At 56.2% G+C, this 26,958-nt stretch carries 29 protein-coding genes; 12 read left to right on the top strand and 17 right to left on the bottom strand.

Annotated features, from left to right (window positions below):
• Positions 1–5: 5 nt before the first annotated feature.
• Positions 6–1,925, bottom strand: a complete 1,920-nt coding sequence (gspD, locus tag E0L16_RS19075; protein WP_131637845.1) for a type II secretion system secretin GspD — start codon at positions 1,923–1,925, stop codon at positions 6–8.
• 13 nt (positions 1,926–1,938) lie between these two features.
• The gene (gene gspC, locus E0L16_RS19070) at positions 1,939–2,670 is read right to left on the bottom strand and encodes a type II secretion system protein GspC (RefSeq protein WP_102749612.1); all 732 of its coding nucleotides are present in this window, start codon (positions 2,668–2,670) and stop codon (positions 1,939–1,941) included.
• A gap of 300 nt (positions 2,671–2,970) precedes the next feature.
• Here gspC and E0L16_RS19065 point away from each other — a divergent pair, with 300 nt between their 5' ends.
• Positions 2,971–4,533, top strand: coding sequence for an ExeA family protein (locus tag E0L16_RS19065; protein ID WP_131637843.1), 1,563 nt, complete (start codon positions 2,971–2,973; stop codon positions 4,531–4,533).
• Complete coding sequence (locus tag E0L16_RS19060) at positions 4,533–5,171, top strand: hypothetical protein (RefSeq protein WP_131637841.1); 639 nt, start codon at positions 4,533–4,535, stop codon at positions 5,169–5,171. The genes E0L16_RS19065 and E0L16_RS19060 overlap by 1 nt, the downstream gene beginning before the upstream one ends.
• On the opposite strand, the gene E0L16_RS19055 is transcribed toward E0L16_RS19060, so the two are convergent.
• From E0L16_RS19055 to E0L16_RS19045, 3 genes are all read right to left on the bottom strand, one after another.
• On the bottom strand, positions 5,168–5,791 hold the full coding sequence (locus E0L16_RS19055; RefSeq protein WP_131637839.1) for a helix-turn-helix domain-containing protein: 624 nt from the start codon (positions 5,789–5,791) through the stop codon (positions 5,168–5,170). The two genes, E0L16_RS19060 and E0L16_RS19055, sit on opposite strands and share 4 nt — an antisense overlap.
• A gap of 263 nt (positions 5,792–6,054) precedes the next feature.
• Positions 6,055–6,885 carry an N-acetylmuramoyl-L-alanine amidase gene (locus tag E0L16_RS19050; protein ID WP_131637837.1) on the bottom strand — a complete coding sequence of 277 codons (831 nt, stop codon included), beginning with the start codon at positions 6,883–6,885 and terminating at the stop codon, positions 6,055–6,057.
• A complete protein-coding gene (locus tag E0L16_RS19045; RefSeq protein ID WP_063449218.1) occupies positions 6,885–7,205 on the bottom strand; it encodes a heavy metal-binding domain-containing protein in 321 nt (106 codons plus the stop codon). The genes E0L16_RS19050 and E0L16_RS19045 overlap by 1 nt, the downstream gene beginning before the upstream one ends.
• A gap of 97 nt (positions 7,206–7,302) precedes the next feature.
• Between E0L16_RS19045 and E0L16_RS19040 the strand changes: the two genes are divergently transcribed.
• The 6 genes from E0L16_RS19040 to artJ all read left to right on the top strand — a co-directional run bounded on the left by E0L16_RS19040 (position 7,303) and on the right by artJ (position 11,816).
• The gene (locus E0L16_RS19040) at positions 7,303–7,821 is read left to right on the top strand and encodes a lipoprotein (protein WP_063449219.1); all 519 of its coding nucleotides are present in this window, start codon (positions 7,303–7,305) and stop codon (positions 7,819–7,821) included.
• A gap of 226 nt (positions 7,822–8,047) precedes the next feature.
• Positions 8,048–8,776 carry an arginine ABC transporter ATP-binding protein ArtP gene (gene artP / locus E0L16_RS19035; protein ID WP_107535018.1) on the top strand — a complete coding sequence of 243 codons (729 nt, stop codon included), beginning with the start codon at positions 8,048–8,050 and terminating at the stop codon, positions 8,774–8,776.
• Positions 8,777–8,794: 18 nt separating this feature from the next.
• A complete protein-coding gene (gene artI, locus E0L16_RS19030) occupies positions 8,795–9,526 on the top strand; it encodes an arginine ABC transporter substrate-binding protein ArtI (RefSeq protein ID WP_063449221.1) in 732 nt (243 codons plus the stop codon).
• A 6-nt stretch (positions 9,527–9,532) separates the two neighbouring features.
• A complete protein-coding gene (artQ, locus tag E0L16_RS19025; protein WP_063449222.1) occupies positions 9,533–10,249 on the top strand; it encodes an arginine ABC transporter permease ArtQ in 717 nt (238 codons plus the stop codon).
• Positions 10,249–10,917: an arginine ABC transporter permease ArtM gene (gene artM / locus E0L16_RS19020; protein WP_131637835.1), complete on the top strand. Its 669-nt coding sequence runs from the start codon at positions 10,249–10,251 to the stop codon at positions 10,915–10,917. Before artQ ends, artM begins: the two co-directional genes overlap by 1 nt.
• Before the next feature lie 167 nt (positions 10,918–11,084).
• A complete protein-coding gene (artJ, locus tag E0L16_RS19015) occupies positions 11,085–11,816 on the top strand; it encodes an arginine ABC transporter substrate-binding protein ArtJ (RefSeq protein WP_107535016.1) in 732 nt (243 codons plus the stop codon).
• Between the two features lie 75 nt (positions 11,817–11,891).
• On the opposite strand, the gene E0L16_RS19010 is transcribed toward artJ, so the two are convergent.
• From E0L16_RS19010 to nfsA, 11 genes are all read right to left on the bottom strand, one after another.
• Positions 11,892–13,361 (bottom strand): sensor histidine kinase, encoded by a 1,470-nt coding sequence (locus tag E0L16_RS19010; RefSeq protein ID WP_131637833.1) that lies wholly within the window; start codon positions 13,359–13,361, stop codon positions 11,892–11,894.
• On the bottom strand, positions 13,345–14,052 hold the full coding sequence (locus tag E0L16_RS19005) for a response regulator transcription factor (RefSeq protein WP_063866230.1): 708 nt from the start codon (positions 14,050–14,052) through the stop codon (positions 13,345–13,347). Before E0L16_RS19005 ends, E0L16_RS19010 begins: the two co-directional genes overlap by 17 nt.
• 72 nt (positions 14,053–14,124) lie before the next feature.
• Complete coding sequence (gene rlmC, locus E0L16_RS19000) at positions 14,125–15,252, bottom strand: 23S rRNA (uracil(747)-C(5))-methyltransferase RlmC (protein ID WP_131637831.1); 1,128 nt, start codon at positions 15,250–15,252, stop codon at positions 14,125–14,127.
• 40 nt (positions 15,253–15,292) lie between these two features.
• Positions 15,293–15,790, bottom strand: coding sequence for a YbjO family protein (locus E0L16_RS18995; protein ID WP_087878582.1), 498 nt, complete (start codon positions 15,788–15,790; stop codon positions 15,293–15,295).
• Between the two features lie 42 nt (positions 15,791–15,832).
• Entirely contained in the window at positions 15,833–16,678 is an 846-nt protein-coding gene (gene potI, locus E0L16_RS18990) for a putrescine ABC transporter permease PotI (RefSeq protein ID WP_063449228.1), read from the bottom strand.
• Positions 16,675–17,628 (bottom strand): putrescine ABC transporter permease PotH, encoded by a 954-nt coding sequence (potH, locus tag E0L16_RS18985; protein WP_063866228.1) that lies wholly within the window; start codon positions 17,626–17,628, stop codon positions 16,675–16,677. Before potH ends, potI begins: the two co-directional genes overlap by 4 nt.
• Before the next feature lie 9 nt (positions 17,629–17,637).
• The gene (gene potG / locus E0L16_RS18980) at positions 17,638–18,771 is read right to left on the bottom strand and encodes a putrescine ABC transporter ATP-binding subunit PotG (protein WP_017693732.1); all 1,134 of its coding nucleotides are present in this window, start codon (positions 18,769–18,771) and stop codon (positions 17,638–17,640) included.
• A 143-nt stretch (positions 18,772–18,914) separates the two neighbouring features.
• Positions 18,915–20,027 carry a spermidine/putrescine ABC transporter substrate-binding protein PotF gene (gene potF, locus E0L16_RS18975; protein ID WP_131637829.1) on the bottom strand — a complete coding sequence of 371 codons (1,113 nt, stop codon included), beginning with the start codon at positions 20,025–20,027 and terminating at the stop codon, positions 18,915–18,917.
• Positions 20,028–20,378: 351 nt separating this feature from the next.
• Positions 20,379–20,855: a YbjN domain-containing protein gene (locus E0L16_RS18965; RefSeq protein WP_003858385.1), complete on the bottom strand. Its 477-nt coding sequence runs from the start codon at positions 20,853–20,855 to the stop codon at positions 20,379–20,381.
• A 63-nt stretch (positions 20,856–20,918) separates the two neighbouring features.
• Positions 20,919–21,821, bottom strand: coding sequence for a 30S ribosomal protein S6--L-glutamate ligase (gene rimK / locus E0L16_RS18960; RefSeq protein WP_131637827.1), 903 nt, complete (start codon positions 21,819–21,821; stop codon positions 20,919–20,921).
• Positions 21,822–21,885: 64 nt separating this feature from the next.
• A complete protein-coding gene (nfsA, locus tag E0L16_RS18955) occupies positions 21,886–22,608 on the bottom strand; it encodes a nitroreductase NfsA (protein ID WP_063449232.1) in 723 nt (240 codons plus the stop codon).
• A 185-nt stretch (positions 22,609–22,793) separates the two neighbouring features.
• Between nfsA and E0L16_RS18950 the strand changes: the two genes are divergently transcribed.
• Positions 22,794–23,063, top strand: a complete 270-nt coding sequence (locus tag E0L16_RS18950; RefSeq protein WP_014169305.1) for a GrxA family glutaredoxin — start codon at positions 22,794–22,796, stop codon at positions 23,061–23,063.
• Positions 23,064–23,098: 35 nt separating this feature from the next.
• Here E0L16_RS18950 and E0L16_RS18945 read toward each other — a convergent pair whose 3' ends face one another.
• Positions 23,099–23,473, bottom strand: a complete 375-nt coding sequence (locus E0L16_RS18945; protein ID WP_063449233.1) for an inner membrane protein YbjM — start codon at positions 23,471–23,473, stop codon at positions 23,099–23,101.
• Between the two features lie 274 nt (positions 23,474–23,747).
• Here E0L16_RS18945 and E0L16_RS18940 point away from each other — a divergent pair, with 274 nt between their 5' ends.
• From E0L16_RS18940 to E0L16_RS18925, 3 genes are all read left to right on the top strand, one after another.
• Positions 23,748–25,433 (top strand): aspartate:alanine antiporter, encoded by a 1,686-nt coding sequence (locus E0L16_RS18940; RefSeq protein WP_063866223.1) that lies wholly within the window; start codon positions 23,748–23,750, stop codon positions 25,431–25,433.
• A gap of 512 nt (positions 25,434–25,945) precedes the next feature.
• Positions 25,946–26,467, top strand: a complete 522-nt coding sequence (locus tag E0L16_RS18935) for a DUF2778 domain-containing protein (RefSeq protein ID WP_131637826.1) — start codon at positions 25,946–25,948, stop codon at positions 26,465–26,467.
• Between the two features lie 254 nt (positions 26,468–26,721).
• A partial coding sequence (locus tag E0L16_RS18925) for a type VI secretion system tube protein Hcp (RefSeq protein WP_131637822.1) occupies positions 26,722–26,958 on the top strand: 237 nt, incomplete at its 3' end.

The following is a 26,958-nucleotide window of genomic DNA, read 5'->3' as shown; positions in this document are numbered from 1 at the left end:
CCGCACTATTCTTTAAACGGATTGCGCGTGGCGCTGGTTTTCACCGGCGCGGCGCTGGCGTCGACAGGAAACGCGGGCAGGACGGCATTGTCGCTCGGCGCAATGATGCCGAGCTTTTTCTCTTCCAGTCGCTGCATCTGGCGCACCCGGATCTGGTCATATTTCTCCTTCGACGCCGCGCTGTAGTTGTCGTCGTCACGCAGGACGGTGGTATGAATAAACACCATCAGGTTGCGCTTGGACGTATCCTGCGAGGTGTAGCGGAACAGCTGGCCGACCAGCGGGATATCGCCGAGCAGCGGCACCTTAGAGACCGACTGCTTGGTGACGTTTTCCATCAGGCCGCCAAGCACCACCGTCTGACCGCTGTGGACCATCACCTCGTTATTGATGGTGCGGGTGTTGAAGGTCGGGCCGAGGCTGGCGTCTTCCGTCGCGCTGTTGTCAACGCTGGAGACTTCCTGCTCAATCTTCAGGTGGATCATGTCGCCGTCGTTAATCTGCGGCACAATTTTCAGCTTGGTACCGACCGTTTTACGCTCAACGGAGTTAAAGACGTTGTCGCCGCTGGTGGTCTGCGAGCCGGAAAGCACCGGCACGTCCTGACCCACGTTAAACGACGCTTCTTTGTTATCCAGCGTGACCACACTCGGCGTGGAGAGGATGTCGTTTTTGCCGTCGGTGGAGAGCGCGGTCACCAGGGCGCCGAAGTCGCCGTTAAAGAAGCCGGTCGCCAGGCCGGTGAAGCTCGCCCCCTTCATGGTGCCGTTCTTGATCTGGCTAATCGGTAAGCCGGTGGCGCCGAACTGCACGCCGCCGTGCTTGCCGGTCCACTGCACGCCGAGATCCATGCCGTTACCGTCCTGCACTTCCGCAATGATCGCTTCTACCAGCACCTGCGGACGGCGAATATCGAGCTTGTCGATCACCTTCTCCAGGGAATTCATCACGTTAGGCTGGGCGGTGATCACCAGCGAGTTGGTTGACTCGTCGGCGGTAATATTCAGATCCGTCGCGGCGCTCGCGGTTTTCGCTTTGGCCGTACCCGGCTTGTCTTTCAGCTGCTCGCCAATACCGGTCAGCACCGGAACCACTTTGGTGGCGCTGGCGTACTTGAGGTAGAAGACGCGGGTATTCCCCTCGTTGTTCTGCTCGCGATCGAGCTGGTTAATCAGGGAGCGGGTGCGCGTACGCGCATCTTCCGAACCGCTGATCACCAGGCTGTTGGTTTCGTCATCCGCCACCACTTTGGTGGCGAGCTGCGGCGCGTTCTGCCCCTTCTGCTCTTCATTGTTGAGGTTGTTCAACATGTCGGAGAGATCTTTGGCAGAGGCAAAGCGCAGCGGCACGATTTCGCGGCGCTGAACGCCCTCTCTGTCAACGCGCTGCACCAGATCCACCAGACGGTTCACCACCGAGGCCTTACCGGTTAACAACATCACGTTGGACGGCTCAAAATGCACCACGTTACCGATGCCGGTGGCATCGTTCAGCTGGCGCAGCAGCGGGGCCAGCTCGCGCACCGGCACGTTTTCCATCCGCACCACGCGGGTGATGATCTCGTCACCCTTGCCCGGGTTTTTGCTGTCCGCCAGCGGCGCACCGGCGGTACGCGCCACGCTGGAGCGCACCACTTTGACCATGCCGTTGTCCATCGGGATCACCGACAGGCCGTACAGGTCCAGCACGCTCAGGAAGAACTGGTAATATTCATCTTCCGTCAGCACGTTGTAGGTTCTGACCGAGACGGTGCCCTGAACGGACGGATCGACCAGAATGGTTTTGTTGAGATTGCGGCCTACCGTATCGATAAACTCGCGAATATCGGTATTTTTAAAACTCGCGCTAAAGTTAGCTGCAAGCAGCGAACTGGAATATAACGACAATGCGGTCAGCGCCACGCACGCCCATGGAAATTTCTTCATGTCTGTACACTTGTTAATTGTTTAGAACATTGACCCGAATATTTTCAAGGTGAGCGTGACGCCGAACCACGACCTCCGCCTCTTTCATTTTCGACCAGTTAGCAATAATGCTTTTCGCTTTTGCTTCATCAGTCATATCGACAGAATTGACTTTCACCGCCACATCCCCTTTTTCCAGACCAGACTGGCTGTAGAACGAGGAGGCATTCCGTGGGTTGATCCTGTAGCCTTCCAGCTGGCCCTTTTCTATTAACGGCTTTAACACCAGATAATCATCCAGATGCAAACTGTCTGCACCGGGATCTTTTGTCGATTTGGTCACCGGGCCGCTTTCTGTGCCGCCCTTGAAATAGTCCGGCTTATTTAATGCCAGTACCTGCGTAGCACCTTCATAATTAACAACCACATTATCTTTATTAATTTCCTGAATAAATGCGTCGTTAAAGCCGGTGAGCGGTTCGCCCTCGCGGTAGCTTTTCTGGCCGCCCGGCGTCTTGATGACGGCAAAGGAGAGCCAGGCGTCATCGCTGCTCACGATGCCCTCGATTTCCGCCGCCAGCGGGGCTTTTACCGCCGCGGGCACGTTATCCTGACGCACGGCCGCGGTGAATAGCGTAAAGACTTTTTCCTCACGCAAGGTTTTCAGCGGCTGCTCGTCAGAATTAGCCAACTTATTCGTAACTTTTTTATAATCTTTAAAGGTGAGATACCCTTGCTGTCCACAAAAAATCAGCAGCACAAACATAATACAAGGCGTTATCCACCGTGACAGAAATGAGAACCTCATTTTTTATCCGGCCTATAGCAAAGCAAAAATAAGCAGCGTCATACTGCGCCAATATGGATGAAAATAGTAATAAGCTGTTGCAAATGCGACCACTGACTTTGCCGCTAACTTTCATAAAGAAAAATATTGACCGTATAAAATCCAGATGTTAGGCGCTGCCAGCAGGATATTTTTACCCTGTCTGCAAATTGACCACCTCAGAGCATTAACTTACTTTCTGGTGCTGTTGCTATTCCTAATCAGAGACGGTAAGTCGTTATGTATCAGAGCCACTTTAATTTTAAAAACCCGCCATTCAGGACGATCGCCCGTTTATCCGGGGATTTTCTGGTGCCTTATCATCAGGATGTGTTTAACCTGCTGAAAGAGAAAACCCAGCAGGCGGGCATTATCGGGCTCTTTAGCGACGACGCGCCGCTCCTGGCTCACTTCAGCGATGCGCTGAAAACCAGCAGCGGCAACGTGCTTGCCATCAGCGCGTTTCCAAAATTGAGTGCCAGTAGCCTGCTGTACAAGCTCAACCCGGGAGCGAAAGCGATCGGCAACCGCATGCAGGCGGTGGATGCCGTACTGCGCCAGTGGCAGGAGGGAAAAGCGAAATCCAGAGTGCTGACCATCGCCCATTGCGAAGCCATGAAAGAGGGCTGTCTGGAAGTCCTGGGAACGCTGCTCACGCGTGCCCAGGAGCTGAACGTCCGCCTGTCCGTGGTGCTAATGGGCGCAGCGGATCGGGAAAGCCTGATTAAGCAACCTGAACTGCGCGAATATATGCACACCCATCACGTTCTGCGCCCCCTGACCTGCCGCGAATACCTGAGCTACGTGCAGGCGCAGTGCGAAGAACACGGCTGTGAAAATTCGCCGTTAACGCCGGCCCGCGTGCGCAAAATGCACGCGCTGACCAAAGGCAACATCAGCAAACTGAATGCTCTGGCACACCTGTCAATGCTCGCCGCCTGGACGGAACGCGCGGCGCAGGTCAGCCCGCGTCATTTACGCCTGGCGGCGGGAGAGATCCTGCCCGCCAAAAAACAGGGTAAGCGCCTGGCGACCGTGGGGCTGTTCGCGTCGGTGCTGTTTGCGGCCTGCGGCTGGTATCTGACCTCGTCGATCAACGCGCACCTTCCCATCCCGCTGCCGGTCCCCGTCAGCTGGAAACAGCCGACGCCAAAACCTGAAGCAGCCGTGGTGCCGGTTATCGACAACGAAATGGTGAATCAGCCGGATGCGATGCACCAGCTTTATCTGATGTGGGGGTATGACGCCTCGGCAGAAGAGGCCCTGTGCCATAACGCCGCGAAGGTGAACCTGATGTGTAAGCAGGGGAACGCGTCGCCGGACGCGCTGGCGCGGGAGGGGTATCCGTGGGTCAGCGAGCTCAAAACCGGCGGTCACCTTAACTATGCGGTTGTCGCCCGCGTCGGCGACACGTCGATTGACCTGCTCATGAATAACCGGACCTGGCAGGTGAGCCGCAGCTGGTTTAACCAGCATGCGACCGGCAACTTCACTCAGCTGCACCGCCTGACGCCGGAAGGCCAGGACGCGATCGGCGCCGCCAGCGACGGTAAAGACATGGCCTGGCTCGATCAGCAGTTAAGCCTCGCGCTCAGCAAGCCGGAAACGCACGCCCGGATCTGGACCGCAGAGATGATGAAACGCACCCGCGAGTTCCAGCAACAAATGAAACTGCACGTGGACGGCATCCCGGGAGAAGACACGCTGATGCAATTAATGCGCGTGACCAACAGCACGCCGAGCGTACTGATTCAGGCCGTCCGCACCACTGCGGACGCGAAAACGCAGGAGAAAAAAGCCTAATGTCGACCATCTGTCTTGCGGCCCAGCGCAGCTACTCAACCGGAGAGGCGGTCTGGTTCTCGTACCGTCTCCCCAGCCTGAAAAACGTATTCGGCAAAACGGTGTTATGGGCGTTCGGGCTTTGCGCCATGCTGGTTGCCGGCCTGTATGCACATGTGTACTGGCACCTCCGCCACCCGTCGCCCGAACCGGTCAAAGCCAGCGTGGCGAAGCCGGAAACGCAGCTTTCAGATATGCATTACGTGTATGTGAGTAAACCGTTCCCGCATCCGCAGCCTAAACCTGCGCCGGTGCATGTTGATGTTCCGCCCATGCAGGACCTGCCCATAAACAGCGATGATGCCGACTGGCAGCAGGCGCCCGACGGCGCGGTGCCGCAGGACACGTCGCGGGATACCCTGCCGGGAACCGAGGCGCACGAACGCGACATCGCGCCCGCCAGCGCAGGCAGCAACGATGCGTCTCTTGAAGAATTACTTAAGCAGGCGTTGAAAGAACAGGAGCAGGATTATTCGCAGGGAAAAATACCCGCGCCGCCGGTAGACGAAACGCAGGATAATACGCAGGCAAGCGTAAAACAGAGCGATAATAGCCGGCGTCCGTCAGATGAATCAGGAGACCGGCGGGTGCAGCATTAATATTTTTCAGGCAGAGAGGTGAGATTAAGCAGTCGACCTTTTTCCACCACAATATACTGGCCTTTTTTAAGGTCGGAGAGGATTTTAATAATGGTGCTGCGCGCCAGGTTAGTATATTCCTGAATGTAATCATAAACGTTGATATCGCGTTGATGCTGGACAATCAGATCGTTTATTTCATATAAAAATTCGCGGACAACGGAATACGCGCTGCGGGCAACCAGAACATCATCGCGTTTGCTCAGCATGCAGATATACCAGGAAAGCACCTTCGTCAGTTCAGGCCACAGGTTTTTCTCGGTCATCAGCCGGGCGAAATCCTCTTTCTTAATGGAGCGAACCACGGTATTCGCCCGCACAAGGCCGTACATATGGGCGGACTGGTAGTACATTGAGGAGAGGCCGAATATGCAGTATCCCGTTACGCTGAACATACACAGCTCGTCTGACTCACGGCGAAACTCTACCTCACCGCTGACGATAATATGGATGTATTCGAAATCAGCCGTAGAGATTTTTTGCCATTTCTTCAGCGTTTTTTCCTCAACGCCGGAAGTGGCAGCGATAATTTTTTCCATCTCGGCCTGCGGACGTAATTTATTAGCGTAGATTCTTAACATTGTTATACCCGATTTAAGATTTTAATGATTAATAATGGCCCCGGCCTGTTGCCGGAACCTGAATATGAGTCCTGATGAAATTCTCAAGAAAAAAAAGAAAGAATAATGCTTTTATTTATTTGCCAATTTAGTTAGCAAGCTATGTGTCTATCTTAAATCCGGATAATTTTAAGTCAATTTACTAAAAGTTAATTGACGATGTACTTAAGATTAATCTCATGACAAGTAAGGAGAATATACCTATTCGGGGGTATTCTGAAGGATTACCCCTGTCCGTATTTCTCTAACAGCGCTTCGGCGATAGCCAGGGATTCAACGTCGGCTACACCGTTCCACAGCTGCGGGCGGAAATGCATCTGGAACGCCATGATGATGCGTTTTTGCTGCGCGGGGGTGCTGTCTTCGGGCACCTCGTAGCCGTAGCGGGCCAGCAGATCGAGCAGCGTTGCGGTATCCACCGGCTCATAACGCGATCGCCCGTTCATATAGAACGCCACGCGCGCCGGATCGGGCCACGCGCCTATCCCCTGCTGCGCCAGCTCGCGCCACGGGAACAGCGGGCCGGGATCGTCCTTACGCTGCGGGGCAATATCGGCATGGGCCACCACGTTCTGCGGTTTGATGTCGTAGCGGGCAATGATGTCTTTAGCGAGAGGGATCAGCGCCGCGATTTGTGCCGGTTCAAAGGGCACGAAGGTTTTTACCCCTCCAACTTTCTGCCAGCCGCGGTTCTCCAGCTCAATCCCCACGGAGGTATCGTTGATGCGGTTGGTGCCGCGCCAGAAGCTGATGCCCGCATGCCAGGCAAGCTCGCTCTCCGGCACCAGTTGCCAGATGCGTGGTTTACCGTCCGGCGCGGGGGGCCTGGCGGGGATGAGATAATGGGAGCTGACGTTTTTATCGGTCAGGGTTGCAAGCGAGGTGTCAAAATCGTCTGCGGTGTAGTGAATAACCAGCACCTTTATACGCGGGTAGGCCGCCTGCGCCTGATGGCGCGTATCCAGCTCGTAAGCACCCTTATCAACGATGCCTTTTTCCGTGGCGCATCCTGCCAGCAGCAGCGCCAGCAGGACGGCTGGGAGCGAACGCATCATCAACGGATCTTCACCGCCGTGCCGCTTACGCTCACCATCAGCATGCTGGCATCTTTACCGACCGTTTCGTAGTCGATATCAATGCCCACCACCGCATCCGCGCCCAGCGCCTTGGCCTGCTCGCCCAGTTCCTTAAACGCAATCTCGCGCGCTTTACGCAGCTCTTTTTCATACGCGCCGGAGCGCCCGCCGACGATGTCGCGAATGCCGGCAAAAAAGTCGCGGAAGACGTTAGCGCCAAGGATCGCCTCGCCGGTGACCACGCCGCAGTACTCGGTGATCGGTTGCCCTTCCAGGGTTGGGGTCGTTGAAAACTGCATACTTTCTCTCCTTCTTTAGCGTTCAATGCGTTAGCAACTGCATTATCGGTTCGTTACGCTATGATTGAAAGGATAGTTAATAAATAAGGAAATCAACATGCGCTACTCTGCTTTAACGCTTTTAGTGCCCTGCGCGCTGGTGCTCAGCGCCTGCACTACGCCGGTCACGCCAGCCTTTAAGGATATCGGTTCCCGCAGCGGCCCCTGCATCGAGGGCGGCCCGGACGCCGTGGCGCAACAGTTCTATGATTATCGCATTCAGCATCGCGGTAATGACCTCACCGCCCTGCGCCCGTACCTGAGCGATAACCTGGCGAAACTGCTTAACGACGCCTCGCGCGATCCGCAGCATAACGCGCTGCTGTCTGCCGATCCGTTCTCCAGCCGCGCGACGCTGCCCGACAGCGCCGAGGTTGCCAGCGCGTCAACCATCCCGAACACCGACGCGCGCAATATTCCGCTGCGCGTGAAGCTGACGCAGGGCACCCAGACCTGGCAGGATGAAGTGCTGATGATCCGTGAAGGACAGTGCTGGGCCATCGATGATGTTCGCTACATTGGCGGCAGCGTTCATGCCCCGGCTGGCACCCTGCGCCAGTCCGTTGAAAACCGCTAACGCAGCGGTGATATAAACGTTAACCCCGTAAAATGTCCGGCATTTCAGGCGGAATGCCGACATTTATTCTCGCCCCCCTCCCCCTTCGCTATTTTGTGCTATGTTTAAGAAGAAAAACGGGTTATATTTAACTTTTAACGCAGAAATATTGCATAACTATTCTGTCAACGGTACTATCTGCGGCCTCAATTGCTATAGATTGCCTGGATGAGTAAAGACTGCCCCGATGAGTATTAAACTAAACGGCATTAACTGCTTCTACGGCGCACACCAGGCGCTGTTCGACATTACGCTGAGCTGCCCGGAGGGCGAAACGCTGGTTTTGCTCGGCCCAAGCGGCGCGGGAAAAAGCTCCCTTCTGCGCGTTCTGAATCTGCTTGAAATGCCCCGCTCGGGCACGCTGGCCATTGCCGGTAACCATTTTGATTTTGCGAAAACCCCTTCTGATAAAGCGATTCGTGAACTGCGTCAAAACGTGGGCATGGTTTTTCAGCAATACAATCTCTGGCCGCACCTGACCGTGGTACAAAATCTGATTGAAGCCCCGTGCCGCGTGCTCGGCTTAAGCAAGGATCAGGCGATGGCGCGTGCCGACAAGCTGCTGGAACGTCTGCGCCTGAAGCCCTACAGCGACCGCTATCCGCTTCACCTCTCCGGTGGTCAGCAGCAGCGCGTGGCGATTGCCCGTGCGCTGATGATGGAGCCGGCGGTGCTACTGTTTGATGAGCCGACCGCGGCGCTGGATCCGGAAATTACTGCTCAGATCGTGAGTATTATTCGCGAGCTGGCGGAAACCAACATTACCCAGGTCATCGTGACCCACGAGGTGGAAGTGGCGCGCAAAACCGCCAGCCGCGTGGTCTACATGGAAAACGGGTATATCGTTGAGCAAGGTGACGCGAGCTGCTTCACCAACCCGCAAACCGATGCCTTCAAAAATTACTTATCTCACTGACGTGTTAGGGAAATTATAATGAAAAAAGTATTGATTGCCGCGCTGCTCGCTAGCGTCAGCCTTTCCGCTACCGCAGCCCAGACCATCCGTTTCGCCACCGAAGCGTCTTATCCTCCGTTTGAATCCATCGATGCGAACAACAAAATTGTTGGCTTCGACGTGGACCTGGCCAACGCCCTGTGTAAAGAGATCGACGCGACCTGCACCTTCAGCAACCAGTCGTTCGACAGCCTGATCCCGAGCCTGAAGTTCCGCCGCATCGACGCGGTGATGGCCGGCATGGACATCACCCCGGAGCGTGAAAAGCAGGTTCTGTTCACTGCGCCTTACTATGACAACTCTGCCCTGTTCATCGGTCAGAAAGGCAAATACGCTTCTGTCGATCTGCTGAAAGGCAAGAAGGTGGGCGTTCAAAACGGCACCACGCACCAGAAATTCATCATGGATAAGCATCCGGAAATCACCACCGTGCCGTATGACAGCTACCAGAACGCGAAGCTGGACCTGCAAAACGGTCGTATCGATGCGGTCTTCGGGGACACGGCTGTTGTGACTGAATGGCTGAAAGCGAACGACAAGCTGGCCGCCGTGGGTGACAAGGTGACCGATAAAGACTACTTCGGTACAGGTCTGGGTATTGCTGTACGTCAGGGCAACACCGAGTTGCAGCAGAAATTCAACGCTGCGCTGGAAAAAGTGAAGAAAGACGGCACCTACGAAACCATCTACAAAAAATGGTTCCAGAAGTAATTCCTGATGAATGAAATTTTTCCTTTAGCAAGCGCCGCCGGGATGACCGTCGGCCTTGCCGTTTGTGCACTGATTATCGGCCTGGTACTGGCGATGTTCTTTGCGGTGTGGGAGTCCGTTAAGTGGCGCCCTGTCGCATGGCTCGGTTCAGCGCTGGTAACCGTGCTGCGCGGGCTACCGGAAATTCTGGTGGTCCTGTTTATCTATTTCGGTTCCTCACAGCTGCTGCTCACGCTGTCGGACGGCTTTACCCTTAACCTCGGCGTTGCGCAGATCCCGGTGCAGATGCAGATCGAGAACTTTGACGTCAGCCCATTCCTGTGCGGCGTGATTGCGCTCTCCCTGCTCTATTCGGCCTATGCGTCACAAACGCTGCGCGGCGCGCTGAAGGCAGTGCCGCAGGGTCAGTGGGAATCCGGCCAGGCGCTGGGCCTGTCGAAAGCGGCGATCTTCTTCCGCCTGGTGATGCCGCAGATGTGGCGTCATGCCCTGCCGGGGCTGGGTAATCAGTGGCTGGTCCTGTTGAAAGATACCGCGCTGGTGAGCCTGATCAGCGTGAACGATTTGATGCTGCAAACCAAAAGCATCGCCACCCGTACGCAGGAGCCTTTTACCTGGTACATTGTGGCGGCAGCGATCTACCTGGCGATCACGTTGCTGAGCCAGTACGTTCTTAAGCGTATTGATCTGCGTGCAACGCGTTTTGAACGGAGACCAGGCTGATGCTGGACTATTTACCCGAACTGATGAAAGGGCTGCACACCAGCCTGACGCTGACCGTCGCGTCCATCATCGTGGCGCTGATTCTGGCGCTGATCTTCACCATCGTCCTGACGCTGAAAACGCCGGTGCTGGTGTGGATTGTACGCGGTTACATTACGCTGTTTACCGGTACGCCGCTGCTGGTGCAGATTTTCCTGATTTACTACGGTCCGGGGCAGTTCCCGTCGTTGCAGGAATACCCGGTGCTCTGGCACCTGCTCTCTGAGCCGTGGCTATGCGCCCTGATTGCCCTCTCGCTGAACAGCGCCGCCTACACCACGCAGCTGTTTTACGGTGCAATCCGCGCGATCCCGGAAGGCCAGTGGCAGTCCTGCGGCGCGCTGGGCATGAGCAAGAAGGACACGCTGGCGATCCTGCTGCCGTACGCCTTTAAGCGCGCGCTCTCTTCCTATTCCAACGAAGTCGTTCTGGTGTTCAAGAGCACCTCTCTGGCCTACACCATCACCCTGATGGAAGTGATGGGCCACGGGCAGCTGCTGTATGGACGCACCTACGACGTGATGGTGTTCGGTGCGGCCGGGCTGGTGTATCTGGTGGTCAACGGCCTGCTGACGCTGATGATGCGCCTGATCGAGCGTAAGGCGCTGGCATTCGAGCGGAGATCGTAGGCCGGGCCCGCCCGGCAGAAAATGCATAAACGTGAATACACGTGACGGATAACCTTTTGGTTATCCGTTTTTTTTTGCCTACCTTTTAATATTTAATCGTTTATATTGCATATAAATTCATTAAATGGCATTGTACGTTCATAAGACCTACAGACGGGAGCAACACAATGAAAAAGTTAGTTCTGGCCGCATTACTGGCAACCTTCGCCGCTGGCGCGTCAGCCGCAGATAAAATTAATTTCGGCGTTTCTGCCACCTATCCGCCGTTTGAATCGCTGGATGCCAGCAACCAGATCGTCGGTTTCGACATCGACCTGGCGAAAGCGCTGTGCAAGCAGATGCAGGCCGACTGCACCTTTACTAACCACGCGTTTGACAGCCTGATCCCGTCCCTCAAGTTCAAAAAATACGATGCGGTGATTTCCGGTATGGATATCACCCCAGAGCGCAGCAAGCAGGTCGCGTTCACCGACCCGTACTACGCCAACTCTGCGGTGGTGATTGCGAAGAAAGGCGCGTACACCTCCTTTGACCAGCTGAAAGGCAAGCGCATCGGCATGGAAAACGGCACCACGCACCAGAAATTCCTCCAGGACAAGCACCCTGAAGTCAAAACCGTAGCCTATGACAGCTATCAGAACGCGATTATCGACCTGAAAAATGGCCGTATTGACGGCGTATTCGGCGATACCGCCGTGGTGAACGAATGGCTGAAAACCAACCCGCAGCTGGGGACGGCGACCGAGAAAGTGACCGATCCGCAGTACTTCGGTACTGGCCTCGGCATCGCGGTACGCCCGGATAACAAAGCCCTGCTGGAGAAACTGAACGGCGCGCTGAAAGCGATCAAGGCTGACGGTACGTACCAGAAAATCAGCGAGCAGTGGTTCCCGCAGTAATCGCTTTTTGCCGGGTGGTCTGGCCTACGGGGGTGGTCTGTAGGCCGGGTAAGCGCAGCGCCACCCGGCAATTTCTCACAGCGGCACAAAGAACCTGAACCGCGCCCCGCTTACGGACTCCATCAACCGGATCCCCCCGCCGTGCAGCTCCAGCATTCTTTTCACGATCAATAGCCCTAATCCGCCCCGGTTGTCCCGCGACGCCTGAGGATTTAACGCTGAAGGCCGCTGGAACAGATCGTCCCGCAAGGCCGCATCGACACCCGCGCCGTTATCTTCCACTTCAACCTGCAACCGGTCGTTCTCCTGCCACACCGCCAGACGAATGTCTCCACCCGGTGGCGTATGGCGTATCGCGTTATCCAGCAGATTCGTCACCACCCGTTCAATCATGGAGACGTCGGCGTTCACCAGCGGCAGCGGACCCGGCACATCAATATGCAGATTTAACTCCCGCGTGCGGGCGGCCAGCTCAAACTTCTGCGCCACGTCGGAAATCAGCTCGGCCATGGCAAAACGCTCGCGCTGGGGCTTGATGCCGCCGTGCTCAAGACGCGCCAGCTCAAACAGCTGCTGCGACAGATGGCGCACCTTTTGCCCCTGACGCAGCGCGGTGGCGAGGTACTGCTGGTGCTCCTGTGGCGTCAGCGTCGCGGATTTCAGCGACAGCGTTTCCAGATACCCCAGCAGCGAGGTCAGCGGCGTGCGCAAATCGTGTGAAATATTGGCGATAAACTCCCGCCGCTGACGGTCGCTGTCGGCCAGCCGATCCCACTGAGAGGTGATTTTGCGCGCCAGCTCAATAAAGGTATTGCGCAGGATCGCCACTTCATCCTGGCCGGCAGGCGCCAGCGGCTGGGCCGCCAGCTGCTTGATCGCGCTGATGCTGTCCTGCTCCAGCCCGGCCACGTCCATCGTGAGCTGTTTGACCGGACGCGTCACCCAGTACCAGATGAGCACCCCCGCCAGCAGGCCAAACAGCGCCACCAGCAGCATGGACCACAGCGCCGTACTCCAGAGCGCTTTGTGCCAGGCCGTCTCCGCCAGCGCGTTGAACTCCTCCCCCTGCAAAATAATGTACAGATAGCCTTTCAGCTCGCCGTCCTGACGCAGCGGCGTGGCGCTGAAGATCTTTTTATTCTGACTGCGGGGGTCGTCGCCCAGCACCGGCATCACCGTCCCGCTCAGGAAATTTTGAATCGGCGCAAGGTCAATTTTTTGCCTCTGGATGTGGCCCGGCGGGGCGGCATCAGCCAGGATATCGCCATCCGGGGAGACAACATACAGCTCGACGCTCGGATTAAAGGTCATCAGCCGGTCGAACAGGGGCTTTAAGGCACTGCGATCCACCCTGCCCTGCGCGTCCAGAATCGGTTCCCGCTGGACGATCTGCTGCGCCAGGCCGCCGGAGAGCCGCTGCACCATGGCGTTGCCGTACTGCATGCTGCTGTAAAGCTGCACCGCACAGGCAACGGTAGCGCAGAGCAGCAATAACGCCGTAAACAGCAGCGTCAGGCGCTGGCTCAGGCTAAAGCGACGCATCATGGTTACGCTCCGCAAACTTATAGCCTTTGCCCCAGACGGTGCGAATGATTTCCGGCTCGGCGGCATCTTTCTCAATTTTGATGCGCAGGCGGTTGATGTGGGTATTGACGGTGTGCTCGTAGCCTTCGTGCTGATAGCCCCACACCTGTTCCAGCAGCGCCAGCCGCGAGAAGACCTCGCCGGGATGGCGGGCAAAGAAATAGAGCAGCTCAAATTCGCGCGGGGTGAGATCGACGTGTTGCCCGTTGAGACGCACGCTGCGCGCCAGCGGATCGATCGTCAGGCCGTGCGCCTGGATAATGCCGTCCGTCTGCGCCTGCCCCATCGCCTGCTGACGGCGGAACAGCGCCTTAATGCGGGCAATCAACTCCTGCACCGAGAACGGTTTTGCCAGATAATCATCCGCCCCGGTTTCCAGGCCGGTAATACGATCGGTTTCACTGCTGCGGGCGCTAATGATGATAATGGGCAGGTAGCGGGTCATCTGGCGGATACGGCGGCAAATTTCCAGGCCGTCGACGTTCGGCAGCATCAGATCGAGGATCACCGCGTCCCACGGCTGTTTTTCCAGAAGCGGTAACGCCTTCCCCCCGTCCGGCTCGTGGGTAATGGTGTAGCCTTCGTCTTCTAAGTTGAGGCGCAGGAGCGCCGCAATATCGTGGTCATCTTCCACCAGCAGGATCTGCTTCATCGGTAAGCCTTTATTCAATTTTTATGACGTAAGCTTACCTGATTTCGCAGGGATGAAGAGTTCACATTTTGTTTAAGATTTCACGAGCAACGTCAGCACTTCGTAATGCGCGGTGTGCGGGAACATATCAAAGAGCTGAACGCGCTCAATGCGGTAACCCGGCAGATTAGCGATATCTTTCGCCATGGTCTGTGCGTTACAGCTGGAATAAACGATGTACTTAGGCGCCATCTGGCTCAGATAGTCGCACAGTGCCTGGCCGATGCCCCGGCGCGGCGGGTTCACCAGCACCAGCTCCGGCACGTTGCCCTCCCCGGTCGCGAACTGCGTGGAGTCCAGCGCCTGGAAGTGCAGATTGGTTAACCCCAGCTCCGCGGCGGACTGCTTTGCGCAGGCAATCGCTTCGGCGGAGATTTCAATGCCGGTGAGCTGCATGTCCGGCGTGGCGCAGTGCAGGCCAAAGCCGCCGACGCCGCAGAACAGATCCCACATGTGATGAACCTGTAACGCGCGCACCCAGTCGCGCGCGGTGGCGTACAGCGCGCTGGCGACGGTGGGGTTAGTCTGGAAGAAACTTTGCGGACGGATCCACAGCGGCACGCCGTTAAAGTTCTCCGCCAGCGCATGCTGTTCGGTGAAGAAAATCTCTTTCTCCCCTTCCATAATCGCCATGTGCACCGGCTGAATGTTGGCCGTGATCACCCGCAACGGCGGAAGCTGGGCCTGCAATGCCGGCAGCGCTGCGCGCAGCTGCTCCAGCTTGCTCTCTGAGCGCAGCACGAAGCGCAGCATCATGCCGCCGTCGATCTGGCTTTCGGTCAGCAGGAGGTATTTCAGCTCGCCGCGCCTGCGGGCAACGTTATAGGGCGTTAACCCCGCGCGGGCGATAAACGGCTTCAGTGCGGCAAACACCGGTTCAAACGAAGCGGGATACAGCGGGCAGGCGGTGAGGTCTTCCGGCGTGCCGTCACGGTGCAGCATGCCCAGCAGCGGCTTTTCGACGCTGCCGCTGACCACCATTTTGGCTTTATTACGAAAGCCCAGCTCCGGCCCGCTGACGGGTGCGCACCACTCGCCCACCGCGTGACCGGCAAGCAGCTGCTGTAAATCGGCCATTTTGGCGGTGAGTTGTTGAGAGACCGGCTGTTCTATCCACTGACAGGAGCGGCAACGACCGGCGTCATAGAGTGCGCACTGCATATGAAAACCTCAAGGAAAACGAGGGCTGCGATTATACACATTATTGCAGGCGGAAGAACCGCCGACTGGAGGCGGGAACATAGAGCAGGCAGAGCACCAGCATGTCCGGCAATTTCTGCATCACTAAGGAATGGAAAATCTCGCGGCGGGAGCCGCCGGGAATGCTGAACAGCTCCGGATAGCCGTAGCCCAGCGAGGCGGCCCACAGATAGCTGGCAGCGGTGATCTGCGTAAGAAAATAGACCCAGCGCGCCCAGTTGCGCCCCTTTACCAGCGAGAACGCGCAGTAGATCTCAATAAACACCAGCATCAGGCTGCTGAGAAACACCAGCGTCAGATTCCACGTCTGCGCGCTGCGATGAATGAACTCCCCCATGCCCCGCGGGCCCAGCGTGTTCATAATCATCAGCACATCCAGGCAGCGGATCATAATAATGGCGAGCGCCGCCACCTGAACCAGCGCAGGGACGTTCGGACGGGCGTGCGAATGACGTGTTTTTTGCAAGAATCCCAATGTTTTTACTTCCCTGAAAAACAGTGCCGCGTCATACGCGGCACATCACTGGAAATAATAATTCCTTCAGCCGCGTCTTGCACGCTGGATATCGCGAACGCGCTGCTTTTCCGCGCGCGCCATCAAATACCAGGCGATAAATCCGACAATTCCGACCACGCCAAGGATGATAGACGCCAGAGCGTTAATCTCCGGATTTACCCCCATGCGCACGCTGGAGAAGACCAGCATCGGCAGCGTCGTCGCGCCCGGCCCCGAGACAAAGCTGGCGATAACCAGATCGTCGAGCGAGAGCGTGAACGCCAGCAGCCAGCCGGAGATGACCGCCGGCATAATCATCGGCAGCGTGATGATGAAGAAAACCTTCAGCGGCGTGGCGCCGAGATCCATCGCCGCCTCTTCAATGGAGCGGTCCAGCTCGCGCAGACGCGAGGAGATCACCACCGCCACGTACGCCGTACAGAAGGTCACGTGCGCCAGCCAGATGGTAAGCATCCCGCGATCCGCCGGCCAGCCGATGGCGTGCGCCAGCGCCACAAACAGCAGCAGCAGCGACAGGCCGGTGATCACGTCCGGCATCACCAGCGGCGCGGTGATCATAAACGCAAAGCCGTTGGCCCCGCGGAAGCGGCCAAAGCGCACCATCACCAGCGCGGCAATCGTGCCCAGCACGCAGGCCATCGTCGCCGCCAGCGCTGCAATGGTCAGGCTTAATCCGACCGCGCTCATCATCGCCTCGTCGTGGAACAGCGCGCTATACCAGCGCGTTGACCAGCCCGCCCAGACGGTCACCAGCTTTGAGCTGTTGAACGAGTAGATCACCAGCATCAGCATCGGCGCGTACAGGAAGGTGAAGCCAATCACCAGGATCAGAATGCGCCACGGAGAGCGTACTACCGGCAAGTTGTTCATCCGCGATCTCCCATCTGTTTCTGCTGATGCTTGTGGAACCACATGATCGGCACGATCAGCAGCAGCAACATGACGATCGCCACCGCCGAGGCCACCGGCCAGTCGCGGTTATTGAAGAACTCCTGCCACAGCACGCGGCCAATCATGATGCTGTCCGGTCCGCCAAGCAGTTCCGGGATCACAAACTCCCCGACCGCCGGTATAAACACCAGCATCGACCCGGCAATGATCCCGCCTTTGGTCAGCGGCACGATCACGCTGAAGAAGGTCTTCAGCGGCCGCGCGCCGAGATCCAGCGAGGCTTCCACCAGCGAGTAGTCAATGCGCGTCAGGGCGGTATAAATCGGCAGCACCATAAACGGCAGGTAGGCGTAAACAATCCCGATATACACCGCGAGGTTGGTGTGCAGGATGGTCAACGGCTGGTCGATGACGCCAAGCCACAGCAGAAAGTTATTCAGGATGCCGTTATTTTTCAGGATCCCCATCCAGGCGTATACGCGGATCAGGAACGACGTCCACGACGGTAAAATCACCAGCAGCAGCAAAATGTTTCGCGTTGACGGCTTGCTGTGCGCCACCGCCCACGCCAGCGGGTAGCCCATCAGCAGACAGCATATCGTCGAGACGGCGGCCACCTGCAACGACTGTAAATAGGCTTCGAAATAGAGCGGATCCTCGGTGAGCTGAAGGAAGTTGCCCAGATTCAGCGTCAGCGTCAGCTGTCCGTCGGCCCACTCCCACAGATCGGTGTACGGCGGGATCGCCCGCGCCATCTCCGCCAGGCTGATCTTAAAGACGATCAGGAACGGCAGCAGAAACAGCAGGATCAGCCAGATATACGGCATGGCGATGACCAGCTTGCGGCCATGCGCCATCTGCACGCGCGCCAGCCAGCGCGCGAAGCCGCCCGGTGTTTTGACGCGGGCTGGAGGTTCAAGTGTACTCATGGCCGCTCCTTATACCGTCAGTACGACGCAGCTGTCCGCATCCCAGCACAGGCTCACTTCGTCGCCCCAGGTTGGCTGTCCTTTGCGATACCGGTGCTCGTTCTGTAGCTGGGCGCTGAGCATCTGCCCGCTTTTCAGGCGAACGTGATAAATCGACAGGTCGCCGAGATAGGCAATGTGCACCACTTCGCCCACGGCAAAGTTATAGCCATCGGCGGGCGGCTCATCGCAGAGCATGATTTTTTCCGGGCGCAGGGCCACGTAGACCGGCACGTTGTCCACCACGGAGTTGTCAGAATCAACCTTCAGCGGGTGCACCAGCCCCGGCGATTCAATCACCAGGCCATCGTCCTGACGCTCCTTCAGCAGCCCTTCGAAGACGTTCACCGAGCCGATAAACTCCGCGCTGTAGCGGGTGGTCGGGTGCTCGTAGATCTCTTCCGGCTCGCCAATCTGCACGAACTTACCGCGATTCATGATCGCAATGCGCCCGGCCATGGTCATCGCCTCTTCCTGGTCGTGAGTCACCATCACGCAGGTCACGCCCACGCGCTCGAGGATATCCACCACTTCCAGCTGCATCCGGTCGCGCAGCTTTTTATCCAGGGCGCCCATCGGCTCGTCGAGCAGCAGCAGCTTCGGACGCTTCGCCAGGCTTCTTGCCAGCGCCACGCGCTGACGCTGGCCGCCGGAAAGCTGGTGCGGCTTGCGCTTCGCGAACTCCTGCATGTGCACCAGGCTCAGCATCTCCGCCACGCGCGCGGTGATTTCGGCTTTCGGCAGCTTGTCCTGCTTCAGGCCGAAGGCGATATTCTGCTCGACGGTCATGTGCGGAAACAGCGCGTAGGACTGAAACATCATGTTTATGGGCCGCTGGTACGGCGGCACGCTGGAGAGATCAACGCCGTCCAGCACTATCTGTCCGGCGGTCGGCTGTTCAAACCCGGCGAGCATGCGCAGCAGCGTGGACTTACCGCAGCCCGATGCGCCGAGCAGAGCGAATATTTCGCCTTTGTAGATCGTCAGGCTGACGTCGTCCACGGCATGCTGGCCGTCGAAGGATTTGGTGAGGTTACGAATTTCAAGAAGCGGGGTCAGCGCTTTACGGACTTTCGCCTGCGGGCGGGGGATCGCGTCATTCACGGGGTGCTCTCCGGCATAGATCAACACTGGTGCAAACGCACCGTCAGGGTGCGCATCGCCGGGCGGCGCTAACGCTTGCCCGGCCTACGGGTTGTGTCGGCCCGGTAAGCGTTAGCGCCACCGGGCAACGATATCAAACGCCGTTACTTACCGCTTTTCACCTTCGTCCACGCGCGGGTACGCACGCGGTCGATCTTAGGCTCCTGCACCTTCAGGGTGAACAGCTTGGCAAAGACGTCCGCTGGCGGATAGATCGCCGGGTTATTGCGGATATCCTCGCTGACCATCGGCACGGAGGCCTTGTTACCGTTAGCGTAGTAAACGTGGTCGCTAATGTGGGCAATCACTTCCGGACGCATCAGGTAGTTGAGGAACTGATACGCTTCCTCTTTGTTTTTCGCATCAGCCGGCATGGCGAAGACGTCAAAGAACGCCAGCGCGCCCTCTTTCGGAATGAAGTAGGAAATATTCACGCCGTTTTTCGCCTCTTTCGCACGGTTCGCCGCCTGCCAGACGTCACCCGCCCAGCCGATTGCCACGCAGATATCGCCGTTCGCCAGGTCGTTAATGTACTGAGAGGAGTGGAAGTAGCGAATATTCGGACGCAGCTTCAGCAGCAGGTCGGTTGCCGGGCCGGTGTAGTCGTCGGCCTTGCTGCTGTTGGGATCTTTGCCGAGATAGTTAAGCACGGTGGCAAAAATTTCTTCCGGCGCATCGAGGAAAGAGACGCCGCAGCTTTTGAGCTTTTCAAGGTTTTCCGGCTTCAGCACCACGTCCCAGCTGTCCAGCTTGACGTCCGGGCCCAGCGCGGCTTTGACCTTATCCACGTTAAAGCCGATGCCGGTGGTCGCCCACAGGTATGGCATCGCGTATTTATTCTCCGGATCGTGCTTAGCCACCAGCTTCAGCACCTCCGGGTCGAGGTTTTTCCAGTTGGGTAATTTGCTCTTATCCAGCGGCTGGAAAACGCCGGCGGTCAGCTGACGCTCAAGGAAACTTGCCGACGGCACAACCAGGTCAAAGCCGGTGCTGCCCGCCATCAGTTTGCCTTCCAGCACTTCGTTGGAATCGAATACGTCGTAGACCACTTTAATGCCGGTCTCTTTTTCAAAATTGGCGACGGTGTCCGGCGCAATATAGTCAGACCAGTTATAGACGTGCAGCGTTTTTTGTTCCGCAGCGAGCGTGCCGGCAGAGACGGCCATCAGAGCACCCGCAACCAGACCCGATAACCATTTTTTATTCAAGGCGATCATATTGTTATTCCTTCTGAAAGCTCGTTAACAAACGAACCAAAACTGTGCAGCCTGAAGATATGCAATAATCATGCATAGTTTGTCGCTCTGCCCGAAATAAATATAACCCCCTTTTTCCGGCAGGATCCGCTCGCTTTTTTAAGCATCGCAAGAATAACTGTAGCCCGTGTCTCCGGCTATAGCCCAGACGTAAAAACGCCTTTTATCAATTTTTTATGCAGATTATGTCTACGTGATAAGCCGAAACGGCCTGAGAGGAGGTGAAAAATTCTTTAAAGAAAGGTTAAAAGCAGCAGAAAAAACGGTGTTATGCAGCCGCTCTGGCAGCGACTGCGCAAAAGTCAGACAGCCTTAGTGGAGAAAATTGGGAGATGCATCATTATTCTCAGCATCATCTTCCGCGCTGTACAGCAGGTGGTGTGCGTTGGCTTCCATCATTACCATGGAAATCTGCTCTTCGCTCAGGCGCATAAACCAGGCGAACTGCTTGAAGGAGAGCCCGGCGCCGGAGAATAAAGACTGGCAAACCACCAGCTTCGGCAGGTTATCATCCTGTATGTCGAGAAACGCTTTGACCGTCAGAGAACTGGCGTTAATTGCAGACAGATCGGACGCCAGCGCCAGCAGCGCGGAAGGCTTCACTTCGGCCAGCGCCGAGAAAAGAATGACGTCGTTAATCAGATCGATTTTGGCATCAAAAATGCCGTCGAAATTTTGCATGTGAGGCAGATGCAGCGCCTGGCAGGAGTCGCATTCGAAGAAAGTAATACCGGCATCATCGAGCCATTGACGTAACGTATCCAGTGTAGGTACGACCTGTAAATCCATCGCTGTGCAGCCTCTTAAATAAAAACGTTGTCCAGATTACGCAAAAAGTGCGCGCCGATCCATTTAACCGCCCGTTTTCAGGCAAAATCCCGGCGTCGCGTGACGTTCAATCCACGCGATCATTTTACCTGCAATATCGACGCCCGTGGTTTTTTCCACCCCTTCCAGCCCCGGCGAGGCGTTGACCTCCATCACCAGCGGCCCGCGCTCGGCGCGCAGCAGATCGACCCCCGCAACGTCCAGGCCTAACGTCTGTGCGGCTTTCACCGCGATCGCGCGCTCGCGCTCGCTGATAATGGCCACCCGCGCAATGCCGCCGCGGTGCAGGTTCGAGCGGAAGTCGCCCTCTTTCGCCTGCCGCTCAATGGCAGCCACCACTTCATCGCCCACCACAAAGCAGCGGATATCGCACCCTTTGGCCTCTTTAATATATTCCTGCACCAGAATATGGGCATTCAGACCGCGAAACGCGTCAATCACGCTTTCAGCCGCCTGACGCGTCTCCGCCAGTACCACCCCGATTCCCTGCGTGCCCTCCACCAGCTTTATGACCAGCGGCGCACCGCCCACCATGTCGATCAAATCGCTGGTGTCGTCCGGGGAGTGGGCAATCCCGGTGACAGGCAGATCGATCCCCTGGCGCGCCAGCAGCTGTAGCGAGCGCAGTTTATCGCGGCCGCGGGAAATCGCCACGGACTCGTTGAGCGGATAGCTTCCCAGCATTTCAAACTGGCGCAGCGCAGCCGTGCCGTAATAGGTGATCTGGGAGCCAATGCGGGGGATCACCGCATCGAAGTGCGGCAGCTTGCGGCCCTTGTAGTGAATCGACGACGCCGCAGGGTCGATGTTCATATAGCAGGACATCGGATCGAGGATCTCAATCTGATGCCCGCGCTTCGCCGCCGCTTCTCGCAGACGTTTACATGAATAGAGCGTTCCATCCCGGGACAATATGGCAATCTTCACCCTGCACCTCTCTAAAGACATGGTAAAAGCCTGCCTATCATACACGAGGCGCGGGAGGAATGGACTACCGCGTTGCCCAGCCCTGCTTGTGCAGGTAATCAAGAATGAACGGGCGGCTCTCCTTGATAATGGTGCGACGAATATGGTCGCTCCAGGTGTCGCGACGGTTGTTGCTGTCGCGCGTCAGGTAGTAGTTCGCCAGCTCTTCGTCGTATTGATTCAGAACGTCCTGGTCGACCGGCTGGTAGTGGTTTTCATGCACCAGCATCGCGGCAGGAATACGCGGCTTCAGATCCGGGTTGTCCGCCGGCCAGCCGAGGCACAGGCCAAACAGCGGCAGCACGTGTTTCGGCAGCTTCAGCAGCTCGGTCACGCTTTCGATGTTGTTGCGCAGCCCGCCGATATACACCCCGCCAAGCCCCAGCGATTCCGCCGCCGTGAAGGCGTTTTGCGCCATCAGCGCCGTATCGACCACGCCCAGCAGCAGCTGTTCCGCCAGCCCCAGCTCCGCCTCAGGGCAGATTTGCAGGTGACGGTTAAAATCGGCGCAGAACACCCAGAACTCGGCCGCCTGGGCAACGTGCTTTTGTCCACCCGTGAGCGTCACCAGCTGTTCACGCATCGCCGGATCGGTGATGCGGATAATCGAGCTGCACTGCAAAAAGCTGGAGCTGGAGGTACCGCGCGCGCTGTCGATGATCGCTTCACGCTGCGCCTGAGTAATTGGCTCATCGGTAAAATGGCGAATGGAACGGTGGGAACGAAGCAGGTCAATGGTTGGCGTCATTTTATCTCTCTTTGTATTGCGTAAAACGTATGGCAGCCAGTATAGGCAATGATCCCCATGATGTAATTGGCGAAACATAGCCTGACTGTATCAAAGTGACAGGTGAAACCTTCTTTCCATGACGACAGGTTATCGTGCACTATAGGCATTATTCGCCGTCAGGCTTGTTTTTTGAGGAGAGAGAAATGTTTGCAGTAATTTTTGGTCGTCCAGGATGCCCTTACTGTGTGCGCGCGAAAGAGCTGGCTGAGAAACTGACTGAAGAACGTGATGATTTTAACTTCCGCTACGTGGATATCCACGCGGAAGGCATCAGCAAAGCCGATCTGGAAAAAACCGTGGGTAAACCGGTTGAAACCGTGCCGCAGATCTTCCTCGACCAGAAACACATCGGCGGCTGCACCGATTTTGAAGCCTACGCCAAAGAGCACCTTGGCCTGTTTGCCGCTCAGTAAGGCAATGCGAAGACGCCCTCACCCTGAGGGCGTTTTTATTTACGGTGCTTCCGCTGTTGCAGCAGGCTGCGCGTAAATAAGAAACACAGCGCGCCCAGCGCACACCAGAAAACGCCGCTCAACAACCACGCCACTTCCTGCCAGACGCTTCTCGACGAGAGAAACAGCACGCGCATCAGAAGCAAGCAGATGGGCGCCGCAAGGATTGCCCCCAGAAGCGGCATCACCACCTCGCCTTTGCGAGAGAGAAAACTGGCCACAGCCCCCGGCAGAATGAAAAACAGCAGGCCCAGCTCCGGATGACCGGACGCTCTGAAGGCGCCCTTCACGTTAAATGCAAGCGACATGCAAACGACCGTAAACAGCAAAAAACAGCTGATGACGCCAGCCCAGTTTCGTTTAAAGTTCAAACTATCCTCCTGACTTATCTCTATCAAATACAAAAATCGTCCGGTGGACGCCCAGTCAGATAAAGCATTGCGGCAATCCTTGCCAAAACACGCACGGAAGTCGTGCGATAATAGGTGGCTGTCGGTAGCTATTACGATTAAACTAACCGCCTGCTAGTGTTTAGGGTATTTATCAGGAAGCAGGGAGGTTCTCAGTGATTCCCTGACTCTGAAAACAGTAGCCCAAATAGTCCTTTCATTCAACAACTTACTGGTAAACAAGAAGTTAGCCTCCGTGAATATAAACGTCGCAGACTTGTTAAATGGGAATTACATCCTGTTATTATTTGTGGTACTGGCACTGGGCCTTTGTCTGGGTAAATTGCGCCTGGGTTCAGTTCAACTTGGTAATTCCATTGGCGTTTTAGTCGTCTCGCTGTTATTAGGTCAGCAACATTTCAGTATTAACACGGACGCGCTTAACTTAGGTTTCATGCTGTTTATTTTTTGCGTAGGCGTGGAAGCCGGCCCGAACTTTTTTTCGATTTTCTTCCGTGATGGCAAAAATTATCTGATGCTGGCGCTGGTGATGGTCGGCAGCGCGCTGCTGATTGCGTTAGGGCTGGGCAAACTGTTTGGCTGGGACATTGGCTTAACGGCCGGTATGCTGGCCGGCTCGATGACCTCCACGCCGGTGCTTGTGGGTGCCGGGGACACGCTTCGTCATTCTGGCATGGCAGGCACGCCGCTTTCCGTCGCGCTGGACAACCTGAGCCTGGGCTATGCCCTGACCTATCTGATTGGTCTGGTAAGCCTGATTGTTGGCGCGCGCTATCTGCCGAAACTTCAGCATCAGGATCTCCAGACCAGCGCCCAGACCATTGCCCGTGAGCGCGGCCTGGACACGGACTCCAAACGTAAGGTTTACCTGCCGGTGATCCGCGCGTACCGGGTCGGCCCGGAGCTGGTTGCCTGGACTGACGGGAAAAACCTGCGCGAACTTGGGATCTACCGTCAGACCGGCTGCTACATCGAACGAATTCGTCGTAACGGTATTCTGGCTAACCCGGACGGTGACGCGGTGCTCCAGATGGGCGATGACATCGCCCTGGTCGGCTACCCGGACGCCCACGCGCGTCTCGATCCCAGCTTCCGCAACGGGAAAGAGGTGTTCGACCGCGACCTGCTCGACATGCGTATCGTCACCGAAGAGATTGTGGTGAAAAACCACAACGCCGTGGGCCGCCGTCTGGCGCAGCTGAAGCTGACCGACCACGGCTGTTTCCTCAACCGCGTTATCCGCAGCCAGATTGAAATGCCTATCGACGATAACATTGTGCTCAACAAAGGCGACGTGTTGCAGGTCAGCGGCGATGCCCGACGTGTCAAAACCGTTGCCGATCGTATCGGCTTTATCTCCATTCACAGCCAGGTGACGGACCTGTTAGCGTTCTGCGCCTTCTTCATTGTCGGCCTGATGATTGGGATGATCACCTTCCAGTTCAGCAACTTTAGCTTCGGCATCGGTAACGCTGCCGGCCTGCTGTTCGCCGGGATCATGCTGGGCTTCCTGCGAGCGAACCATCCGACCTTCGGTTATATCCCTCAGGGGGCGCTGAACATGGTGAAAGAGTTCGGCCTGATGGTCTTTATGGCGGGTGTCGGCTTAAGCGCCGGGAGCGGCATTGGCAACGGCCTGGGCGCTGTCGGCTGGCAAATGTTGCTTTCCGGACTTGTCGTCAGCCTGGTGCCGGTGGTGATCTGCTTCCTGTTCGGTGCCTACGTGCTACGCATGAACCGCGCCCTGCTCTTCGGCGCGATGATGGGCGCGCGTACCTGCGCACCGGCGATGGAAATCATCAGCGACACCGCGCGCAGCAATATTCCGGCGCTGGGCTATGCAGGCACGTACGCGATCGCAAACGTGCTGCTGACGCTGGCAGGTACGCTGATCGTCATTATCTGGCCTGGACTCGGATAAGTCTCAAGTTTGCGCGTGGCTGAAAAAATTTTCGTTACGCGCAGAACTTTTTACACAGGTCACAGTCATAACTATTGCCACTGCTTTTCTTTGATGTCCCCAATTTGTGGAGCCCATCAACCCCGCCGTTTTGGTTCAAGGTTGATGGGTTTTTTGTTGCCTGAAATTCATCCCCTTCCCAATCAGTTGCTTATAACCCTACCTTTATGCCCATGGCGACAGCGTGGCGGCATCGCTGATCGTCTCATGCGGTTAAAATTTGCCTGGTCAATATCTTAAAAGAACACCAATTGAGCGGAAACATGATCGGGTTTGACCTTCCATACAGGCAGCGGGCATAAGCTGTAACGAATAAACCACCTGATGGCAGGAAAAGGAATGGAGTTTTTAAGCGCAGTAATGTCAATAACGCAGGTAACATCGGTCTCCCCATATACTTGTTTGAGCCCTGATAAAAAGGCGCAGTACATGCCAGACATCAAATCCGTCGCTAAAACGAAAGGCGGATATGTATGGCTATAAATGGAACAATGACGCTAAACGGTGCTGACTACGCCCCATTTAATCTATATGGGGTTGGCATCTTTATGGCGCATTCCGGTCAGGGAGCTTACCGTAATCAAGGAGCCTGCGGCGCAATACAAGGTGCAGGCCCAATTCCCCCAGGTAAATATTGGATTGTCGATCGAGGTTCAGGCGGTTTCTTATCTTCAATAAAGGCTCATGTTCAGGACCAGTGGAACAAAATAAGATCCGGTGCGGAATTTGGCCGTGATGAGTGGTTTGCTTTATATAGGGATGATTGGGGGATCGACGATGGAACATGGGTTGAACACGTCTATCGCGGGCTGTTCAGACTCCATCCGGGTACAGTGTCAGAAGGATGTATAACAATCGCTCATAACTCCGATTATGCAGCGATTCATAGCGCTTTGATGAATACAGAGCTTATTCAAATCCCGTGTATGCGTTCACTCATGGCTCGCGGTTGCATTGAGGTTATTGGCAGTGGATATAGCTACACCTGCCCGTAAATGGGCCTCAAGGCTGCTAAAGGCCGTCTGGTTTGTTTTAATTAGCTTCCTGGTAGGTCGCACTCTGGGTCCTTCAACAGCTTACATTAATCATGACATTGCGACTGCTATTTGCGAATTCATCTATGATGATGTGAATGCGGAGACAATGTACGAAACATATATAAACGCCGATATTTTAATCCTGGTTACTCTCACAACGGTCTTCTATTTCTTAACAATGAAGTTATTTAACAAAAAAAGGAACAAATAACATGCCAATCCCTCCCTATATGTGGCTCAAAGACGACGGCGGCGCGGATATCAAAGGCTCAGTAGATGTCCAGGACTGCGAAGGAAGCATTGAGATAATCGGTTTAAGTCACGGTATCAATCTTCCGGTTAACAGCGCAAACGGAGCGATAACCGGTACACGTCAGCACTCTTCCATGAGGATCGAAAAAGAGGTGGATAGCTCTACCCCTTATCTTTATAAAGCAGCCGCCACCGGC

It is taken from the genome of Enterobacter quasihormaechei, from assembly GCF_004331385.1.
GTDB lineage: Bacteria > Pseudomonadota > Gammaproteobacteria > Enterobacterales > Enterobacteriaceae > Enterobacter > Enterobacter quasihormaechei.
This window is presented reverse-complemented; position numbering and strand designations above follow the sequence as displayed.

Excerpts from the sequence above, each read along its gene's own strand:
- gspD (WP_131637845.1), bottom strand. The coding sequence starts at position 1,925 with ATGAAGAAATTTCCATGGGCGTGCGTGGCGCTGACCGCATTGTCGTTA.
- gspC (WP_102749612.1), bottom strand. The coding sequence starts at position 2,670 with ATGTTTGTGCTGCTGATTTTTTGTGGACAGCAAGGGTATCTCACCTTT.
- E0L16_RS19065 (WP_131637843.1), top strand. The coding sequence starts at position 2,971 with ATGTATCAGAGCCACTTTAATTTTAAAAACCCGCCATTCAGGACGATC.
- E0L16_RS19060 (WP_131637841.1), top strand. The coding sequence starts at position 4,533 with ATGTCGACCATCTGTCTTGCGGCCCAGCGCAGCTACTCAACCGGAGAG.
- E0L16_RS19055 (WP_131637839.1), bottom strand. The coding sequence starts at position 5,791 with ATGTTAAGAATCTACGCTAATAAATTACGTCCGCAGGCCGAGATGGAA.
- E0L16_RS19050 (WP_131637837.1), bottom strand. The coding sequence starts at position 6,885 with ATGATGCGTTCGCTCCCAGCCGTCCTGCTGGCGCTGCTGCTGGCAGGA.
- E0L16_RS19045 (WP_063449218.1), bottom strand. The coding sequence starts at position 7,205 with ATGCAGTTTTCAACGACCCCAACCCTGGAAGGGCAACCGATCACCGAG.
- E0L16_RS19040 (WP_063449219.1), top strand. The coding sequence starts at position 7,303 with ATGCGCTACTCTGCTTTAACGCTTTTAGTGCCCTGCGCGCTGGTGCTC.
- artP (WP_107535018.1), top strand. The coding sequence starts at position 8,048 with ATGAGTATTAAACTAAACGGCATTAACTGCTTCTACGGCGCACACCAG.
- artI (WP_063449221.1), top strand. The coding sequence starts at position 8,795 with ATGAAAAAAGTATTGATTGCCGCGCTGCTCGCTAGCGTCAGCCTTTCC.
- artQ (WP_063449222.1), top strand. The coding sequence starts at position 9,533 with ATGAATGAAATTTTTCCTTTAGCAAGCGCCGCCGGGATGACCGTCGGC.
- artM (WP_131637835.1), top strand. The coding sequence starts at position 10,249 with ATGCTGGACTATTTACCCGAACTGATGAAAGGGCTGCACACCAGCCTG.
- artJ (WP_107535016.1), top strand. The coding sequence starts at position 11,085 with ATGAAAAAGTTAGTTCTGGCCGCATTACTGGCAACCTTCGCCGCTGGC.
- E0L16_RS19010 (WP_131637833.1), bottom strand. The coding sequence starts at position 13,361 with ATGATGCGTCGCTTTAGCCTGAGCCAGCGCCTGACGCTGCTGTTTACG.
- E0L16_RS19005 (WP_063866230.1), bottom strand. The coding sequence starts at position 14,052 with ATGAAGCAGATCCTGCTGGTGGAAGATGACCACGATATTGCGGCGCTC.
- rlmC (WP_131637831.1), bottom strand. The coding sequence starts at position 15,252 with ATGCAGTGCGCACTCTATGACGCCGGTCGTTGCCGCTCCTGTCAGTGG.
- potI (WP_063449228.1), bottom strand. The coding sequence starts at position 16,678 with ATGAACAACTTGCCGGTAGTACGCTCTCCGTGGCGCATTCTGATCCTG.
- potH (WP_063866228.1), bottom strand. The coding sequence starts at position 17,628 with ATGAGTACACTTGAACCTCCAGCCCGCGTCAAAACACCGGGCGGCTTC.
- potF (WP_131637829.1), bottom strand. The coding sequence starts at position 20,027 with ATGATCGCCTTGAATAAAAAATGGTTATCGGGTCTGGTTGCGGGTGCT.
- E0L16_RS18965 (WP_003858385.1), bottom strand. The coding sequence starts at position 20,855 with ATGGATTTACAGGTCGTACCTACACTGGATACGTTACGTCAATGGCTC.
- nfsA (WP_063449232.1), bottom strand. The coding sequence starts at position 22,608 with ATGACGCCAACCATTGACCTGCTTCGTTCCCACCGTTCCATTCGCCAT.
- E0L16_RS18950 (WP_014169305.1), top strand. The coding sequence starts at position 22,794 with ATGTTTGCAGTAATTTTTGGTCGTCCAGGATGCCCTTACTGTGTGCGC.
- E0L16_RS18935 (WP_131637826.1), top strand. The coding sequence starts at position 25,946 with ATGGCTATAAATGGAACAATGACGCTAAACGGTGCTGACTACGCCCCA.